Annotated in this window: 16 protein-coding genes and 1 pseudogene; 10 read left to right on the forward strand and 7 right to left on the reverse strand. The window is 59.2% G+C overall.

From position 1 onward, the window contains the following. Positions 1-26: 26 nt before the first annotated feature. Entirely contained in the window at positions 27-3,320 is a 3,294-nt protein-coding gene (locus tag GYK42_RS19905) for a S41 family peptidase (protein ID WP_240943674.1), read from the reverse strand. A gap of 221 nt (positions 3,321-3,541) precedes the next feature. Here GYK42_RS19905 and GYK42_RS19910 point away from each other — a divergent pair, with 221 nt between their 5' ends. Both GYK42_RS19910 and GYK42_RS19915 read left to right on the forward strand, forming a co-directional pair. Beyond that, a complete protein-coding gene (locus GYK42_RS19910; protein WP_166448897.1) occupies positions 3,542-4,591 on the forward strand; it encodes a quinone-dependent dihydroorotate dehydrogenase in 1,050 nt (349 codons plus the stop codon). Between the two features lie 9 nt (positions 4,592-4,600). Next, positions 4,601-4,756 (forward strand): annotated as a pseudogene (locus GYK42_RS19915) (aldo/keto reductase); the annotation flags it as partial. Between the two features lie 135 nt (positions 4,757-4,891). On the opposite strand, the gene GYK42_RS19920 reads toward GYK42_RS19915, so the two are convergent. Next, entirely contained in the window at positions 4,892-5,863 is a 972-nt protein-coding gene (locus GYK42_RS19920) for a LysR family transcriptional regulator (protein ID WP_166448899.1), read from the reverse strand. 109 nt (positions 5,864-5,972) lie between these two features. Here GYK42_RS19920 and GYK42_RS19925 point away from each other — a divergent pair, with 109 nt between their 5' ends. The 4 genes from GYK42_RS19925 (at position 5,973) to GYK42_RS19940 (ending at position 9,396) form a co-directional block, all read left to right on the forward strand. Then, entirely contained in the window at positions 5,973-6,992 is a 1,020-nt protein-coding gene (locus GYK42_RS19925) for an alpha/beta hydrolase (protein ID WP_166448900.1), read from the forward strand. Positions 6,993-7,181: 189 nt separating this feature from the next. Next, on the forward strand, positions 7,182-8,339 hold the full coding sequence (locus tag GYK42_RS19930) for an NADH:flavin oxidoreductase/NADH oxidase (protein WP_166448901.1): 1,158 nt from the start codon (positions 7,182-7,184) through the stop codon (positions 8,337-8,339). A gap of 55 nt (positions 8,340-8,394) precedes the next feature. Continuing rightward, a complete protein-coding gene (locus GYK42_RS19935) occupies positions 8,395-8,778 on the forward strand; it encodes a nuclear transport factor 2 family protein (protein ID WP_166448902.1) in 384 nt (127 codons plus the stop codon). A 42-nt stretch (positions 8,779-8,820) separates the two neighbouring features. Then, positions 8,821-9,396 carry a nuclear transport factor 2 family protein gene (locus GYK42_RS19940; RefSeq protein ID WP_240943675.1) on the forward strand — a complete coding sequence of 192 codons (576 nt, stop codon included), beginning with the start codon at positions 8,821-8,823 and terminating at the stop codon, positions 9,394-9,396. Positions 9,397-9,414: 18 nt separating this feature from the next. Here the strand turns inward: GYK42_RS19940 and GYK42_RS19945 are convergent, their stop codons facing one another. The 3 genes from GYK42_RS19945 to GYK42_RS19955 all read right to left on the reverse strand — a co-directional run bounded on the left by GYK42_RS19945 (position 9,415) and on the right by GYK42_RS19955 (position 12,101). Then, a complete protein-coding gene (locus GYK42_RS19945) occupies positions 9,415-10,050 on the reverse strand; it encodes a TetR/AcrR family transcriptional regulator (RefSeq protein WP_166448903.1) in 636 nt (211 codons plus the stop codon). Positions 10,051-10,187: 137 nt separating this feature from the next. Further along, on the reverse strand, positions 10,188-10,931 hold the full coding sequence (locus GYK42_RS19950) for an SDR family oxidoreductase (protein ID WP_166448904.1): 744 nt from the start codon (positions 10,929-10,931) through the stop codon (positions 10,188-10,190). 66 nt (positions 10,932-10,997) lie between these two features. Beyond that, the gene (locus tag GYK42_RS19955; RefSeq protein ID WP_166448905.1) at positions 10,998-12,101 is read right to left on the reverse strand and encodes an alkene reductase; all 1,104 of its coding nucleotides are present in this window, start codon (positions 12,099-12,101) and stop codon (positions 10,998-11,000) included. Positions 12,102-12,331: 230 nt separating this feature from the next. Here GYK42_RS19955 and GYK42_RS19960 point away from each other — a divergent pair, with 230 nt between their 5' ends. The 3 genes from GYK42_RS19960 to GYK42_RS19970 are packed head-to-tail and all read left to right on the forward strand — an operon-like array spanning position 12,332 to position 13,611. After that, a complete protein-coding gene (locus GYK42_RS19960; RefSeq protein ID WP_166448906.1) occupies positions 12,332-12,715 on the forward strand; it encodes a nuclear transport factor 2 family protein in 384 nt (127 codons plus the stop codon). A 33-nt stretch (positions 12,716-12,748) separates the two neighbouring features. After that, a complete protein-coding gene (locus GYK42_RS19965; RefSeq protein ID WP_166448907.1) occupies positions 12,749-13,135 on the forward strand; it encodes a nuclear transport factor 2 family protein in 387 nt (128 codons plus the stop codon). A 26-nt stretch (positions 13,136-13,161) separates the two neighbouring features. Next, the gene (locus tag GYK42_RS19970) at positions 13,162-13,611 is read left to right on the forward strand and encodes an SRPBCC family protein (RefSeq protein ID WP_166448908.1); all 450 of its coding nucleotides are present in this window, start codon (positions 13,162-13,164) and stop codon (positions 13,609-13,611) included. A gap of 45 nt (positions 13,612-13,656) precedes the next feature. Here GYK42_RS19970 and GYK42_RS19975 read toward each other — a convergent pair whose 3' ends face one another. Both GYK42_RS19975 and GYK42_RS19980 read right to left on the reverse strand, forming a co-directional pair. Next, a complete protein-coding gene (locus tag GYK42_RS19975; RefSeq protein ID WP_166448909.1) occupies positions 13,657-14,913 on the reverse strand; it encodes a cation:dicarboxylate symporter family transporter in 1,257 nt (418 codons plus the stop codon). A gap of 60 nt (positions 14,914-14,973) precedes the next feature. Continuing rightward, on the reverse strand, positions 14,974-15,399 hold the full coding sequence (locus GYK42_RS19980; protein WP_166448910.1) for a VOC family protein: 426 nt from the start codon (positions 15,397-15,399) through the stop codon (positions 14,974-14,976). A 144-nt stretch (positions 15,400-15,543) separates the two neighbouring features. Between GYK42_RS19980 and GYK42_RS19985 the strand changes: the two genes are divergently transcribed. Continuing rightward, entirely contained in the window at positions 15,544-16,443 is a 900-nt protein-coding gene (locus GYK42_RS19985) for a LysR family transcriptional regulator (protein WP_166448911.1), read from the forward strand. The last annotated feature ends 79 nt before the right edge of the window (positions 16,444-16,522 follow it).

Genomic DNA, 16,522 nt, shown 5'->3' on the forward strand with positions numbered 1-16,522 from the left:
TCGCCCCTTTTTCTTCTTGATCCCCTTTATTTACTCTTGTCCGGAAACGCCGGACGCTTGGGCAGCACGGGCGGGTTCTTCGCCAGCTCGGCCTGTATCACCTCGATCGCTTTTTCCAGCTGCGGATCGCGACCGGCGATGACGTCGGCCGGCGTTTGCTCGACTTCGATATCGGGCGGCACGCCTTCGTTTTCCACGCCCCAGCCGTTTTCGCGCGTCCAGAACGCCAGATTCGGCGCCGTGATGTTGCCGCCATCCATCAGCACGGGGAAGCCGAGGATGCCCACCAGGCCGCCCCACGTGGCCTTGCCGATCAGCGGACCCATGTTATTTTTGCGGAACATCCACGGCAGCAGGTCGCCGCCCGAGCCGGCCGTCTCGTCGATCAGCATGGCGCGCGGGCCCTGGATCGAAGCGGACGGCGTCTTCATGTCGGCGCCGTAGCGCATGGTCCACCAGGCGATTTCCTTCTTCTGCAGGATCTCGATGTAGTAATCGGCCACGCTGCCACCGCCATTGAAACGCTCGTCGACGATGATGGCCTGCTTGTCCGCCTGCGGGAAGAAATAGCGTTTGAAGTAGGTGTGGCCCAGGCCCGCCGTATTCGGCACGTACACGTAGGCCACCTTGCCGCCGGTCGCGGCATTAACCTTGCGCATATTGCCTTCGATCCAGTCGCGGTTGCGCAAGGCATCCTCGGTCGGCACAGGCACCACGGTGATCGTGCGCGCGCCCTTGCCGTCAGCCGAGGGTCCCACGGTCAGGTCGATGGCCTTGCCGGCCGTGTTCTCGAAGGCGCTGTACAAGTTGGTGGGTGGCGTCAGCGGGCGACTGTCGACGGCCAGCAGGTATTCGCCCGCCTTGACGTTCAAGCCCGGCTCCGTCAGCGGCGCGCGCAGGGCGGGATTCCAGTTCAAGCCGCCATACACTTTCTTGAAGCGGTAATGGCCATCGCTCACTTCATAGTCGGCGCCCAGGAGTCCCCCCGGAACCTTCTTCGCCTCGATAAAATCGTCGCCGCCACCGCCGCGGTGGTGGCCCACGGCCAGTTCGCTGCACATCCATTGAATCAGGCGGTTCAGGTCCGCGCGGCTGGACAGCTCGGGCAGGAAGACCGCGTACTTGTCGCGCATGGCCTTCCAGTCCACGCCATGCATGCCCGGGTCATAAAAGTAATCGCGGTTGATGCGCCACACTTCATTGAAAATCTGCGTCCACTCGGCGCGCGGATCGGCTTTTACTTCGATGGCGTCGACCTTGATCTTGCCTTCGCCCGGCATTAGCAGCTTGCCCGTGGCGGAGCCCATGGCCCAGTTATCCTTCTGGCGATACAACAGCTTCTTGCCGTCGGCGGACACTTCGAAATCGTCGGCTTCGGCCACCACGGTTTCCGCCTTGCGCTCCTTCAGGTCGAAGCGCTGCACGGCCTTCTTGCCATCGCTTTCGCGCAGCAAAAAGATCTGTCCCGCAGCGCCGGCGGCCAGGCTGGAAAACTGCGCGGCCGGCAGCGGCAAGTCGACGATGCGCGTGGCGATGCCGTCGAAATCGATGCTGATCGGCGCCACCGGCGCCACGGCCACTTTCGGGTCGTCGCGGCCCGTCTTCGGATCGATCTTTGCTTCGTTCTTCGGCTCCGCTTCCGCCTTGGCCGTTTCTTTTTTCGCGTCCGTGCTGACGGCCTTTTCCTCGTCGCTCTCCTTGATCAGGGGCGACGGCAAATCGCGCCGCAGCACGGCCATCCACACGGTGCGCGTCACCAGGTTGTCTTCGTTCTGCTGCGAGAACCAGTTGTTGCTGGGGCCTGCATTCGTCGACGCGAAGAAGTACAGGTATTTGCCGCTCTTGTCGAATACAGGTTCGGCCACGTCGGACAAGCCATCAGTCACGGGCATCGACTTGTTCTGCTCGACGGAATAGATGTAGGCGCTGCGCGTGTAGGTGGGCGAATTGAGCGTGTAGGCCAGCCAGCGCGAATCGGGTGCCCACGAGGCGCGCATGCTCTTGTCGACGCCATACATCGGCTCCGTGGCGATTTTTTGCACCTTGCCCGTGCCAACGTCGATCACGTACATGCTCCAGCCATTGTCGGCAAACGCGATCTTTCTGCTGTCGGGCGACCAGACCGCATTGTCATAGAAGCCGCTGCCATTGAGCTTGAACTTGCGCACCGCGCCCTTGCCATCCTGGGCCCGCACATGCAATTCGTATTCGCCCGACTCGTCCGAAAAATACGCGACCGAACGGCCATCGGGCGACCAGATCGGCGTGCGCTCGTGGGCGCCAGGCGTCTGCGTCAGGTTGCGCACGTCGCCCTTGTCGGCGGGGATGGTAACGATCTCGCCCCGGTACTCGAAGGCCACGCGGGCGCCCGATGGCGAAATCGACGCGTCGCGGATGTATTTCGCATTCTTGACCCAGCGCGGGCGCGCCTGCCCCAGGTCGCTGGCCACGCCTATGGTCAGCTTGCGCGCCTGGCCGCTGGCGATGTCGAACGCATGCAGATAGCCGGCCTGCTCGTAGACGATGGTGCCGTTCGCCGCCGATGCATTCAGCACGGGGAAATCCGCATGCCGCGTCAGCTGGCGCACGGCCTTGGTTTTCACGTCATACGCAAACAGGTTGAATTCGCCGTTGCGGTCCGAGCGAAAGTACACGGTGTCGCCTATCCACATCGGGTCGACGTCGTTCGAGCGCGTCGTCGGCTGGGGAATCTTCTCGATGGATTTGTCGGCCGACGAGAATAGCCACAGCCAGGAATTGGTGCCGCCCCGGTAGCGTTTCCACTGCTTGAAGGCGGGCGCCAGGGGGTTGTAGGCGATGCGCTTGCCATCGGGCGAATAGGTGGCGCGCGAGGCGTTGGGAATTTCCAGCTGCGTTTCCACGCCGCCCGCCACCGGCACCGTAAACAGCTTCTGGAAGCGGTTGTTGAAGGCGGCGCGGGGCGATGTGAACATGATGGACTGGCCATCGGGCGTGAACGCCTGCGCCAGATCGACGCCCGGGTGGAACGTCAGGCGGCGTGGCACGCCGCCGGCGGCCGCGATCACATACACGTCAACATTGCCGTCGATATTCGCGCTATACGCGATCAGGCTGCCGTCAGGCGAAAACACGGGATTGGACTTGTCGCCCAGGTCGGACGTCAATCGCCGCGCGCCGCCGCCATCGAGGTTCGACAGCCACAGGTCACCCGCATAGATGAAGGCGATATGGCGGCTGGAGACGGCCGGTTCGCTCAGCATGCGGGTGTCTTGCGTATTGGGCAGGGCCAGGGCCGGGTGGCTCAGCAGCAGTGCGCTGGCGGCCGCGATGGCTGTCAAGATGCGTGTCTTTTTCAATCGATGTCTCGCTTATGAAGTCAACAGAACAGAGAAAAAACAGGAAGGTCCGCGGCCGAATGCGAATTATTAATGAATTAATGTTGCATTTGACCAAAGAGAACTATACACCCGGCAGCCGCGCGGAACACGGTAAAATACGGCACTTATTTCGCGCGCCGCCAGCCCTTCCCGGCAGCCCGCACACCTACTCAAAGCGCCCCATGTCTGAAAAATTCCTGTACTCCCTCGCCCGCCCGCTGCTGTTCTCGATGGATGCCGAAGCGGCCCACCATCTCACCCTGCCCGCCCTGAAACGCGCCAGCGCGCTGGGCCTGACGAAGCTGGCCGGCAAACCGGCGGCGGACCCGCGCACGGTGATGGGCATCACCTTCCCGAACCCAGTCGGCCTGGCCGCTGGCCTGGACAAGGATGGCGCCTACATCGACGCGCTGGCCGACCTGGGTTTCGGCTCGATCGAAGTAGGTACCGTCACGCCGCGCGCGCAGGCGGGCAATCCGAAACCGCGCATGTTCCGCCTGCCGCAGGCGCAGGGCATCATCAACCGCATGGGTTTCAATAATGGCGGCGTCGACGCCTTTGTGGCCAACGTGCAGGCGTCGAAGTTCTACCAGGACCGCGCCGGCGTGCTGGGCCTGAACATCGGCAAGAATGCCGATACGCCCATCGAGCGGGCGGCCGACGATTACCTGCTGTGCCTGGAAAAAGTCTATCCGTATGCCAGCTATGTGACGGTGAACATCTCGTCGCCGAACACGAAGAATTTGCGCCAGTTGCAGGGCGCGTCCGAACTCGACGCCCTGCTGTCGCAACTCAAGGAAGCGCAGGCACGCCTGGCGGACAAGCACAAGCGCTACGTGCCGCTGGCCCTGAAAATCGCGCCGGACATGGATGGCGAGCAGGTGAAAAGCATCGCCGACTCGCTCACGCGCCACCAGATCGATGGCGTCATCGCCACCAACACGACCCTCTCGCGCAGCGCCGTCGAAGGCATGCCGCACGGCGCCGAAGCGGGCGGCCTGTCGGGCGCGCCTGTGTTCGAACTGTCAAACAATGTCATCCGCTTGCTGAAAGCGGAACTGGGCGACGCGCTGCCCATCATCGGCGTGGGCGGCATCATGCAAGGCAGCGATGCCGTGGCCAAGTTCGAAGCGGGCGCGCAGTTGGTGCAGCTGTACAGCGGCCTGATTTACGCGGGCCCCGCCCTCATCAAGGATTGCGCGCGCGCGCTGCGCGGCAAGCAGGCCCGCTAAGGAAACGGCATGGAAAAGGCCAAGCCGGTTCGCAGCAGTTTGGAAGTGAGCCGGATTTGCCTGGGCACGATGACCTCCGGCGAGCAAAATAGCGAAGCCGAAGCGCACAGCCAGCTCGATGACACGTTCGGGCGGGGCATCAACTTCGTCGATACGGCGGAGATGGAATGGCAGTATTATCGTCAAAACGTCACATAATTCTGCTGGACCCGCCTTCATAAGGCAGATCAACGGACAAGAAGTTCACCTGGTATTTTTTAAAGTATGGTGACAAGTCACACGACAATAGAATCCATACAATCAAGACATTTTCGTTTGATTGGCAGCGCGCATGAAATCAACGAACGCACGCAGCTTGCCCGGCATGTGCTGGCGATGTGGATAGTAGAGATGAAAAGCGTCATCCAAGGCCCAGTGCTGCTTCAGGATCTGTCGTAGCATGCCGCCCACTAGTTCTTTCTTCGCAAACTCTTCCAAGATGAATGCGATTCCCTGGCCGTGTATCGCGGCATCCAGCACGGAGCGCATTTCGTCAAAAATATAGCGCCCTTGTACTTCGATTTGTACCATCTGACCGCGATCTTCGAACTTCCATTCGTACAGCCTCCCACCAACGCAATAACGCTGACGCAGGCAGTTGTGCTTGAGCAGGTCAGCCAATGTATGCGGTTCACTGCGCTCCCGGAAATAATCTGGTGCCGCCACCACGATTCTTTTTTGTAACCCGCCCAGCTGGACGGAAATCATATCGTTCTGCAATTTTCTCCCCATGCGTATGCCGATATCAAAGCCGGCGCTGACGATATCGGTCAGTTGATTATCGAGCGAGATCTCGACATTGATGAGCGGGAATTGATCCAGAAACGATGCCATGTGCGGCTCGATCAAGATATGGTAGGCGACGTAGGATGAACTGACGCGCAACATGCCTGACGGTTGATCAGTTGCAAGCAAAGCTTGTGACAGTGAGTTTCTGATCACGGCAAGTGCAGGCGCCAATGTCGCGTTCAATGACGCACCAGCCTCTGTCAGACTGACACTGCGTGTGGTGCGATTAAACAGCCTCACATTCAACTGCGCTTCCAGGTTTTTGATCGTGCGTGATACCGCAGTCGGCGTGACGCCTATTTCTGCGGCAGTGCGCGCGAAATTCAAATGCCTGGCGGCGGCCTCAAAGGTCAGCAAGCCCGGAAGATACAGCGGCGACACAGGAATGATGTCTTCAATGCCTTCAACATTCTGTGAAGGCTCAATTATGAATTTTCTGTTCATACATTATCTCAATTTATGATTATTTACTTCATTATCGCTGATCCGCATACTGATCGTATCAAACACATCAATTCGGCCAGCCGGCCATCTTTCAAGAAAAGGCATCATCATGAAAACCCTCCGCTCCGCTCTCGCCTTTTCCATCGTGGCCTTGTCTCAAGGCGATGTTTTTGCAGCCAGCCTGCCCGGCGTCGAACAGAACACGGCAAAATTCTTGCAAGCCCTTGAAGGCAGCACACCGCTAGAGACCATGGCGCCTGTCGATGCCCGCGCCGCGCTGGCGAGCGCGCAAGCTGGCGCCAATGTCGAGTTGCCGGCGGCTGATGTCAGCGAGAAAACAATCCATGTCAATGGCAGCGACCTGAAGCTGACCATCGTGCGCCCGGCAGGCAGCAAACAAAAGATCCTGCCCGCGTTCATGTACTTCCATGGCGGCGGCTGGGTGCTTGGCGATTTCCCGAGCCACGAGCGGCTGGTGCGTGACCTTGTGATCGGCTCGGGCGCGGTGGCGATTTTCGTTAACTACAGCCTGTCGCCGGAGGCGAAATACGGCGTCGCCATCGAGCAAGCTTATGACGCGACCAAATGGGTGGCCGAACATGGCAAACAGATCAACGTCGACGGCAAGCGTCTCGCCGTCGCAGGCAATAGCGCGGGTGGCAACATTGCCGCCGTGGTTGCCTTGATGGCCAATGAAAAGGGGACACCTGCACTGCGTTCGCAAGTTTTGCTGTGTCCTGTGACGGATGCGAACTTCGACACGCCGTCGTATAAACAGTTTGCCAACGGCTACTTCCTGACAAAAGACCTGATGGCATGGTTCTGGGACAATTACACGACGGATGCCAAGGCACGCAAGCAGATCTACGCTTCGCCGCTGCAGGCGACGACTGCACAACTCAAGGGGTTGCCGCCGACGCTGATCCAGACCGCCGAATTCGATGTCTTGCGCGATGAAGCAGAAGCTTATGGCCGCAAGCTCGACGCTGCGGGTGTGAAGGTAAAGTCGGTGCGCTACAACGGCCTGATTCACGATTTCGGTCTATTGAATGTGAATAGTCATGTTCCGGTGATCCGCAGCGCAATAGCTCAGGCATCGCAAGAGCTCAAGACCAACCTGGATAATTAACCTCAAGGTAGAACTGGACGTCTAGGCCGCGACTTTTATCGCGCGCCTTGCGCACGAGAAGACTCAATTATGACTTTTCTGTTCATACCATATCTCATTCTGCGACTATTTACGTCACTATCGTCGGTCTGCATACTGATCATATAAACAAATCAGTCTGCTTGCGGCAGACATTCTCAAGAAAAATCCATGAGCAAAAGCTTCGAACCCCTGACATTGCGTGGCGTCACCCTGCGCAACCGCTATGCCCTGAGCCCGATGTGCCAGTACACGGCAAAAAACGGCTACACAAGCGACTACCACGCTGTCCACTACGGCCGTTTCGCCTTGGGCGGCTTCGGCCTGATGATGGTCGAAGCGACCGCCATCTCGCCCGAAGGACGCATCACACATGGCGACCTGGGCCTGTGGGATGACGCACACATTCCCGGCTTGGCGCGCATCGCTGCCTTTGCAAAGGCCTACGGCGCCACGCCTGGCATCCAGATCGGCCATGCGGGACCAAAAGCGAGCATCCAGCGCGCCTTTGAAGGCAACGGCCCTTTGAACGACATGGACGCTGCACGCGGTGAGACACCTTGGGAAGTGGTGTCGCCCAGCGCGCGTCCGGTGGCCGATGGCTGGCTGCTGCCCACAGCCCTCGATGCTGGTGGCATCGCCAAGGTCCGCACCGACTTTGCTGCTGCGGCCCGCCGCGCGCTGGAGGCGGGCTTTGAAGTACTTGAGCTGCACTATGCGCATGGCTTCCTGCTCAACGCTTTCCTGTCGCCGCTGACCAATGACCGCACGGATGAATATGGCGGCAGCTTCGAGAACCGCATCCGCCTGGCGATGGAAATCGCCCGCGAAGTGCGCGCCATCTGGCCGCAGGACAAGCCGCTGTTCGTGCGCCTGTCGGCGGTCGACGGCAGTAGCACTGGCTGGACTATCGATGACAGCGTCGCCCTGGCCGAAGCCCTGAAGACGGTCGGTGTCGACATCATCGACTGCTCGTCCGGTGGTTTCGGCGTCTACGAATATCCGAACGGTTATGGCTTCCAGGTGCCGTTCGCCGCGCAAATCCGCCGCGAAGCCAATATTGGCACCATGGCCGTCGGCATCATAGTCGATCCGGTGCAGGCAGAAAGCATCATCGCCTCCGGCCAGGCCGACCTGGTCGCGCTGGGCCATGCGGCGCTGCGCGATCCACACTTTCCCCTGCATGCACAGCAGGCAGGGGCCAGCCAGGACGCAGCCTATGCAGACTGGAATGTCCAGGCCGGCTGGTGGCTCGATCACCGCGCCAGCAAATTGGACCAACTGGGTCCATGGACCCCGGCGACGGCTGCGGCTGCCCATCAGGATTAAACCCCTGCCGGCCAGGACGGCCGGCTTTTCAGCGTGACCAACCAGGAGCAACAACATGAGCAAACCGACCTATGTGCAAGACTACCAAGCCATCGTCGACGTACTGAACAAGTACAACGAAGGCTGCAAGCAAGCCGATAGCAGCATCATGAAACCGGCATTCAACGCGCAGGCAACCATGTTCAGCAGTGACGCTGAAGGCAAGCTCGCTGGCGGTGGTATTCAAACGCTGTTCGACGGCATCGATACCGTTTTCCAGCCATCGCCTGAGGCGCAAGGGGCAATCGTCAGCGTCGATATCGTCGGCACCGCCGCCAGTGCGCGCATCGACACGAACGATGTATCGGGCTTCTGCTTCACCGACTTCTTCCACTTGCTGAAAGTCGAAGGCAAGTGGACGATCGTGAGCAAAATCTTCCACACGCACGTCGCACCTTAGCACCTTCAACTGCGGGGATACGTTATCTGTTCCGCGATAAGCATGCATGGCAGTTCCGGCCTGTCGCCAGAGCTGCTGCCTTCATCAGTACTTGCAATTATTATCATGAGTGACTCAATGAAAAAAAACCTCTCCAAGACTTTGCTGTTCGCCGCAATCATTTCTGGCTTTGGCGCCACTGCTCAAGCAGCAGACCTGCCCGGCGGCCAGCAAATTGCCAGTAGCAAGGCCATCAACACACCTACCTATGTGCAAGACTACCAAGCCATCGTCGAGGTACTGAACAAATACATAGACGGCTGCAAACAGGCTAGCAGCACGGTCATGAAACCAGCGTTCAGCGAAAAAGCCACCATCTTCAGCGTCGATGCCAAGGGCAAGCTGACTGGCGGCTCGATCCAGGAACTGTTTAATGCTATCGACAACCCGCCATTTCGCCCATCACCTGAAGCTCAAAGCGTGATCGTCAAAGTCGATATCGTCGGCACCGCTGCCAGTGCGCGCGTCGACTCCAACGATGTGTCGGGCTTCTCGTTCAGCGACTTCTTCCACCTGCTCAAGGTCGAAGGCAAGTGGATAATCGTCAGCAAGATATTCCATACCCACGTCGCGCCCTGAGCGCTGGCTGCGTAGCGCTCAGGCAAGCGCGTTTATTGGAAGAAGCCTGACCGCGTACGCAGCAAGCTTGCTCATTTCGCCTGGCGTCACACCATCGCGTACGTGAATCGACATGCCTTCCAATAAAGTATTGAGCACGGCCGCCAGCGATTTGACCTCTGTTTTGGCAGGCAGCTGGCCGTCCTTGATACCTTTTTTCAGCCGCTTGCTGAAGTGCGTGATGCCCTCTTGCCGCAAGGCCTTGACGGTATCGAACACCTCGACCGACTCCTCCGACACATTGATGGCAGCCAGCACCACCAGGCAGCCACAGGGCACTTGCGGCGAAAGCAAGATTTCGCCAGACTCCTTGAAGAAACGGTCGATCGCGCGATGGACGTCCGGCTCGTCGGCCATGCGCGCCCAAGGTGCATCCCAGTAGGTACGCTCATAGAAATCGACGGCTTCGAGAAACAGCTTGGCCTTGTTGCCGAAGGCGGCATACAAACTGGGCGGGTTGATGCCCATGGCCGAGCACAACTCGGCCAGCGAGGCAGGTTCGTATCCACGACGCCAAAATACATCAAGCGCGCGCACCAAAGCCTCGGTACGGTCGAAGCCACGCGGCCGGCCCTTGATTCGGCTAGTCGATGGAAGATTTTCGGTGCTGGTCATCGGGATTACCACCTGTCTTCAAATTTATTACTTAAAACACTGCTCGTTGCCGAGTATACCGGCCATCACAGGGCAACCGCAATGCAAACAGGCCGCCAGAACAGTTGTCCGGGCAGCCTGGAGTGCAGTACGGCAGCTTACCAGTCCTGGCGGGTCGGCGAGATGATCAGGTCGTTGACGGTCACATTGGCCGGCTGGTCCAGCGCGTAGACGACCGCGCGGCCAATATCTTCAGGCGCAATCGCAATCTTGTTGAGTTCTTGCGCCGCCTTGCGGCCCGCCGGGTCGGTAACCTTGTCGGCCCACCCCGTGTTGATCACGCCCGGGCTGACTGTGTTGACGCGAATACCGTGCTGGACACCAAGCTCCTTGCGCATCGATTCCGTCATCGCCTGGACAAAAAATTTCGTTGCACTGTAGACGCCCGCCGCCGGCCCCACCTGATGGCCGGCAACCGAGTCCATGTTCAGTATCTGGCCGGACTTTTGCGCCAGCATGAATGGCAACACGGCGGCAATCGCGTTCAGATAACCTTTGATGTTAACGTTGATCATCTTTTCCCAGTCGTCGACCGCCAGGTCGGTCCAGTTGGAAAAGAGCATCAGGCCGGCGTTATTGACGAGAATGTCGACCGCGCCGAAATGTTCGTGCGCCGCTTGCGCCAGGGACTTCATCTCGGCTGGGCTGGTGACATCGCACACGATGCCGAGGGCTTGTCCACCTGCCGCGCTCAATTCAGCGACGATGGCGTCCAGGCCTTCCTGGTCGCGCGCCGCCAGGACGACTTTCGCGCCTTTCTCCACCAGCGCGCGCGCCGATGCGGCGCCGATGCCCGACGATGCCCCGGTAATGATGACGATCTTGTTGTGCAGATGACTCATGATGTTTCCTTTTCGGTTGACTGCCCGGCACCGCCGGGCGATAAGTGACTATGAATCGCCGGCGAATCAGCCGGCGGCCGTTGGCCAGTCGGTGTAACCCTTGGCGCCGCCGCCGTAGTAGGACTCGTGCGGCGCGATCGCCAGTTCAATGCCGGACTGCAGCCGGCGCACCAGGTCCGGATTCGAAATGAACAGGCGGCCGAAGGCAACGGCGTCGATCTTGCCTGCCGCGCGGCGCTGTACCGCCATCTCCAGGTCGTAGTTGTTGTTACCGATAAACTGGCCATTGAATTGCGCGCTCAAGGCGTCGAGGTCGATACCCTCCGGCACCTCGCGCGAGGTGGCGGTCGCTCCTTCGACGAAATGCAGATACGCCAGGTTGAAACGGTTCAGCTCGCCGATCAAATGGCCATACGTGGCCATGACGTTGCTGTCCGGCGGCGTGTTGCCCGCGTCCGGCGTGACCGGCGACAGGCGGATGCCGACGCGATCATTACCCCATATCTCGACGATTGCGGCCGTCACTTCGAGCGTCAGGCGGGCACGGTTTTCAATCGAGCCGCCGTAGGCGTCAGTGCGGTGGTTGGTGGAATCGCGCAGGAACTGGTCGAGCAGATAGCTGTTTGCCGAATGCACTTCCACGCCATCGAAACCGGCACGTTTCGCGTTGCGCGCGGCAATCCTGTACTGCTCGATAATGCCGGGAATTTCATCAGTTTCCAGCGCGCGCGGCATCGATACCGGCACGAAACCCTCGGTGGTGTAGGTGTTGCCTTCGGCCTGGATGGCGGAAGGCGCCACGGGAGAGGCGCCTTCAGGTTGCAGGGCAACGTTTGAAAAACGGCCCACATGCCACAACTGGCTGACGATCTTGCCGCCGGCCGCATGCACGGCATCGGTGACCTTTTTCCAGCCTGCGACCTGGGCCTCGCTCCAGATGCCGGGCGTGGCGGCATAGCCGCGTCCCTGCGGCGAGATATTGGTCGCTTCAGCCACGATCAGGCCGGCGCTGGCGCGCTGGGCATAGTACAGCGCATGCATTTCTTCGGGGATGCCCTCCTCGCTATAACGGCTGCGCGTGACTGGCGCCATCACGATACGGTTGGCAAGTTCGATGGCGCCCATGTTGACGGGCGAAAACAAATCGGTACGGCTGGCGTGATCTTTCATGTTTTCCTTGTCTCGACCAGTTCAGGTCGCTAATAGCAATGGCCCGCTCGTGCTGGCCTTCGGTGATATGGGGTGTCTGGCAATCTTGCAGGCACGGCTGAATCGAATCGATTGACACAATCTGTAGCAATCACTATATAATACACGCATTCCGTAGCGATTGCTACAGATCAAACCCGGCAGCTGCCATGGCAGGTGCCGGCCATTCATTTATCGCCAAGGAGCAATCCATGTCCCAACCAAGTTATGTGCAGGAATACAGCGCCATCGTCGACGTGCTCAATCAGTACAACGAAGGTGGCAAACAGGCCAACAGCAGCATCATGAAGCCCGCTTTCAGCGAGCAGGCCACTATCTTTGGCGTCACCGAGGACGGTACGCTGACAGGCGGCGCCATTGCCGGCCTGTTCGAGACCATCGACACGGCATTTCGTCCGTCGCCGGAGGCGCGGGCAGTGATTGCCCGCGTCGACATCGTCGGCTCGGCTGCCAGCGCCCGCATCGATACCAATGATATTTCCGGCTTCTGCTTTACCGACTTCTTCAACCTGCTGAAAGTAGCCGGCAAGTGGACCGTGGTAAGCAAGATCTATCACACCCACGTTGCCCCCTGAAATCGTTTTTCCATAGCCCGACAAGGAACCATCATGAACACCAATATCAAGGCAGTACCGACCAGCCAATACGATGCCGTCATCGCCGTGGCACAACGCTATGTCGATGGCTTGCGCGCTGGCAGTAGCGAAGGCGTCGCACAGGCTTTCCACCAGGATGCCGTGATGTACGGCTTTACCAATGGCGAACTGCTGGGCGGCCCGATCAGCAATCTGTTCGATTTCGTCAAGACCAATGGCAAGGCGCCAGACATCACCACACGCCTCGACGTGCTGGCCATCACGCCAACCACCGCCGTGGTGCGCGTGGATATGGAGAAAGACGCGATTGGCGCCGATTACAACGATTACCTGACCCTGATCAAGTTGCCTGAAGGATGGAAAGTCATCGCCAAGGTCTATCACCAGTTCGCAGCCTGAACATTCACCCGGGACAGGAGTCAATCATGGCAACAGTTGAATATTGCGCCCTGGTCGGGCATGGGGCGGACGCTGTCTGGAGCGTGCTGAAGCAATTTGGCCAGATCAGCACCTGGCATCCGGCCATCACCCACAGCCGTATCGAAGGCGAGTTGCCGGACGGCATGGTGGGCTGCGTGCGCCACCTGACGCTGGAGAACGGCGCCATCCTGCGTGAAAAACTGCTGTCGGTCGATGACAGCGAGCGCGCTCTGTCGTACCGCTTCGAAGAATCGCCACTGCCGGTGGACAATTATGTAGCGACCATCCGCCTGACGCCACTGAGCGGCCAGGCGACGACGCTGATCGCCTGGAAGGCCACCTTCGACCTGCGCAAGCCTGATCCGCAGCAGCAGCAAACGGCGGCGATACACGCGTTGATCGTTGGCGGGCATCAGAGCTTGCAGTCGTATCTGGCAGGGTTGGAGCATAGCTGAGGCAGTACGGCTTGCAGCGCTCAAGCGACCGCAAGCCTTTCCGCCTCAAGGGCGGGCCATTCCCGCCAAGGCCTGTTGCGGTAGCAACGCCTCTTTTTCCCAGCGCGCGATAATCAGCGGCGCAACAGCATTGCCGAGCACGTTGAGGGTTGTCGTGCCGCTATCGATAATCCTGAAAATCCCGGCGATCAGGGCTACGCCTTCCAGCGGCAGTCCGGCCGATGCCAGCGTGGCGGACAAAATGATGATGGCAAAGCCCGGCACCCCAGCTGCCCCTTTCGACGTCAGCACCATTGTGATCACCAGCATGGCTTGCTGTGTCACCGACAGGTCGATGCCATATAGTTGCGCGATAAAGATGGTCGCCACGCCAAGGAAGATGGCCGCGCCGTCCAGGTTGAAGGCGTAGCCGACCGGCACCACGAAGCTGACGATGCGCCGTGGCACGCCATAGGCTTCCAGTTTTTCCATCAGTTGCGGCATCACGGCAGCAGAGGCGGCGCTGGAAAAGGCCAACAGCAATTCATCCCGGAAATAGCGTATCAACTTGAAGATGTTTTCTCCGATCAGGTAGCAAATGCCGCCGAGCACCACCAGCGCGAACAGCAGCAACGCCAGGTACACCACGCCGATCAGTTTCAACAGCGGCAACAGCGAGGCGAAGCCGAAGCTGCAGACGGTGGCGCCTATCATGCCGAACACACCGATCGGCGCATACGCCATCACGATGCGCACCACCTTGAACATGGTGTCGAGTATGCCTTGCAGCACTGCCACCACCGGTGCGCTGCGGGCTTGCGGCAGCGAATTGAGGGACAGGCCGAACAGCACGGCAAAGAACAGGATGGACAGCAATTTTCCTTCCGCCAGGGCCACGAAAATATTGTCCGGGACGATATTTTGCAGGATTACCAGCGCGCCTTTGGGCGGCTCCATCTTCATGGCCGTGCTGCCATGGACCATGGAGGAGATATCGGTACCCGTGCCAGGCTGGAACAGATTGGCCAGCAGCAGGCCTACGACGATGGCAAGGCTGGTGATGCCGAAAAAATAGCCGAGCGACTTCATGCCCATACGGCCGAACGACTTGTTGTCGCCGCCTGCTATGCCCAGCACCATGCAGCAAAACACCAGCGGCACCACCACCATCTTCATCATCTTGATAAAGATATCGCCCAAGGGCTTGAGCACTTGCGAGCCGACCCAGTCCTGGTGCAAGGGATGCGTGTTGAAATACCAGCCGACCAGTATGCCCAGCGCCAGTCCGATGGCGATTTGTACAACCAAAGAAATCCGTTTCATGCCTGTCCCCGTTTTATTGTATGGCACTGGACACGGGTCAGCCCCGTGCCCGCTCCGGTATTACTTGGCGAACAGCTGGTCGATGTTCTGGAAGGCCTTGAACTCAAGGGCGTTACCGCATGGGTCAAACAGGAACATGGTGGCCTGCTCGCCGACCTGGCCCTTGAAACGGATGTACGGTTCGATGACGAACCTGGTGCCGAAAGTTTTCAGACGCTCGGCCAGCGCTTCCCATTCGCTCCAAGCGAGCACGACGCCGAAGTGCGGCACCGGTACGTCATGTCCATCGACCGGGTTGGAATGCACATGTTCCTGGGAGGCAGTCTTCGGATGTTCATGGATCACCAGTTGATGTCCAAAAAAATTGTAGTCGACCCATTGCGTGCTGGATCGCCCCTCTTCCAGGCCAAACACATCGCTGTAGAAGCGGCGCGCCGCCGGCAAGTCATAGACGGGAATGGCAAGGTGGAAAGGTGAAAGGCTCATCGTAAAATCTCCTGTTGGTGTGTGGTCGGCGTCGTGATCCAGCGCGGTGCGGGGAAGTCAATGACGTTGCTCAAGTATTGTAGAATCTTGAAATGAAAAAAATAATCAATATATTTTTTCCATAAACACAAACAGGATTGATGAATGATACGAGAACTCAAGACCTTGGTCTCGGTCGCGCGCGAAGGCACGTTTGCGGCCGCCGGCGACAAGATCGGACTCACGCAAGCGGCGGTCAGTGCGCAGATGCAGCGCCTGCAGGCAGAACTGGGCTTGTCGCTGTTTGACCGCGCGGGGCGTTCCTCTCGTCTGAACAAGATGGGACATCAGATACTGGAGCAGACCCAAGAGTTACTGCGTCTGTACGACAACCTGGGATCTGCCAGCGCCGGGGCACCAGCAGCCAAAGTCACCATCGGCGCGATTGCCTCGGTCCAGCGCTCCTTCTTACCGGATACACTGGCGACGCTGCACCGGCAACTGCCCGATTGCCGCACGCGCGTATTGCCAGGCTTGTCGATGGAATTGCTGAACATGGTCGACGCTGGCGAGATCGACATGGCCGTCATCATTCGTCCACCGTTCGCCCTGCAGAGCGACTTGCGCTGGACCACACTGGCACGCGAACCGTTCCGTCTGATCGTGCCACGCGATGTGCCTGGTGATGACTGGGTGGAGTTGTTGTCGCAGCAACCGTTCGTGCGCTATGACCGCGCCTCGTTCGGCGGACGCCAGGTCGACCGTTTTTTGCGAAAAATGCAGGTGTCCGTGCATGAAGTGTGTGAAGTCGACGAACTCGACGCAATCGTCAAGCTGGTGGGCAACCGCGTGGGCGTGGCCTTGTTGCCACAAACAGCAGCCCATCGGCACTGGCCGGCGGCCATGCGTGTCGTCGACCTGGGGGCACACACTTTTCATCGGGATATCGGACTGGTATACCGCTATCAAGCGAGCCTGAGCGCGCCTGCACGCATGCTGGTCGATTTGATAGAGGAACATGCCCAAGCAATCAGCCTCGACTCAACTTGGAATGATTCAGAATAGTTTCTTGCACCTGCTTCTTGTGACGGCTTGCCGGATTACTGAAGTTGGCCATGATCCGCAGAAAAAAACCAAAGATGCG

The organism is Janthinobacterium lividum, assembly GCF_011601275.1.
Taxonomy (GTDB): Bacteria; Pseudomonadota; Gammaproteobacteria; order Burkholderiales; family Burkholderiaceae_D; genus Janthinobacterium; species Janthinobacterium lividum_E.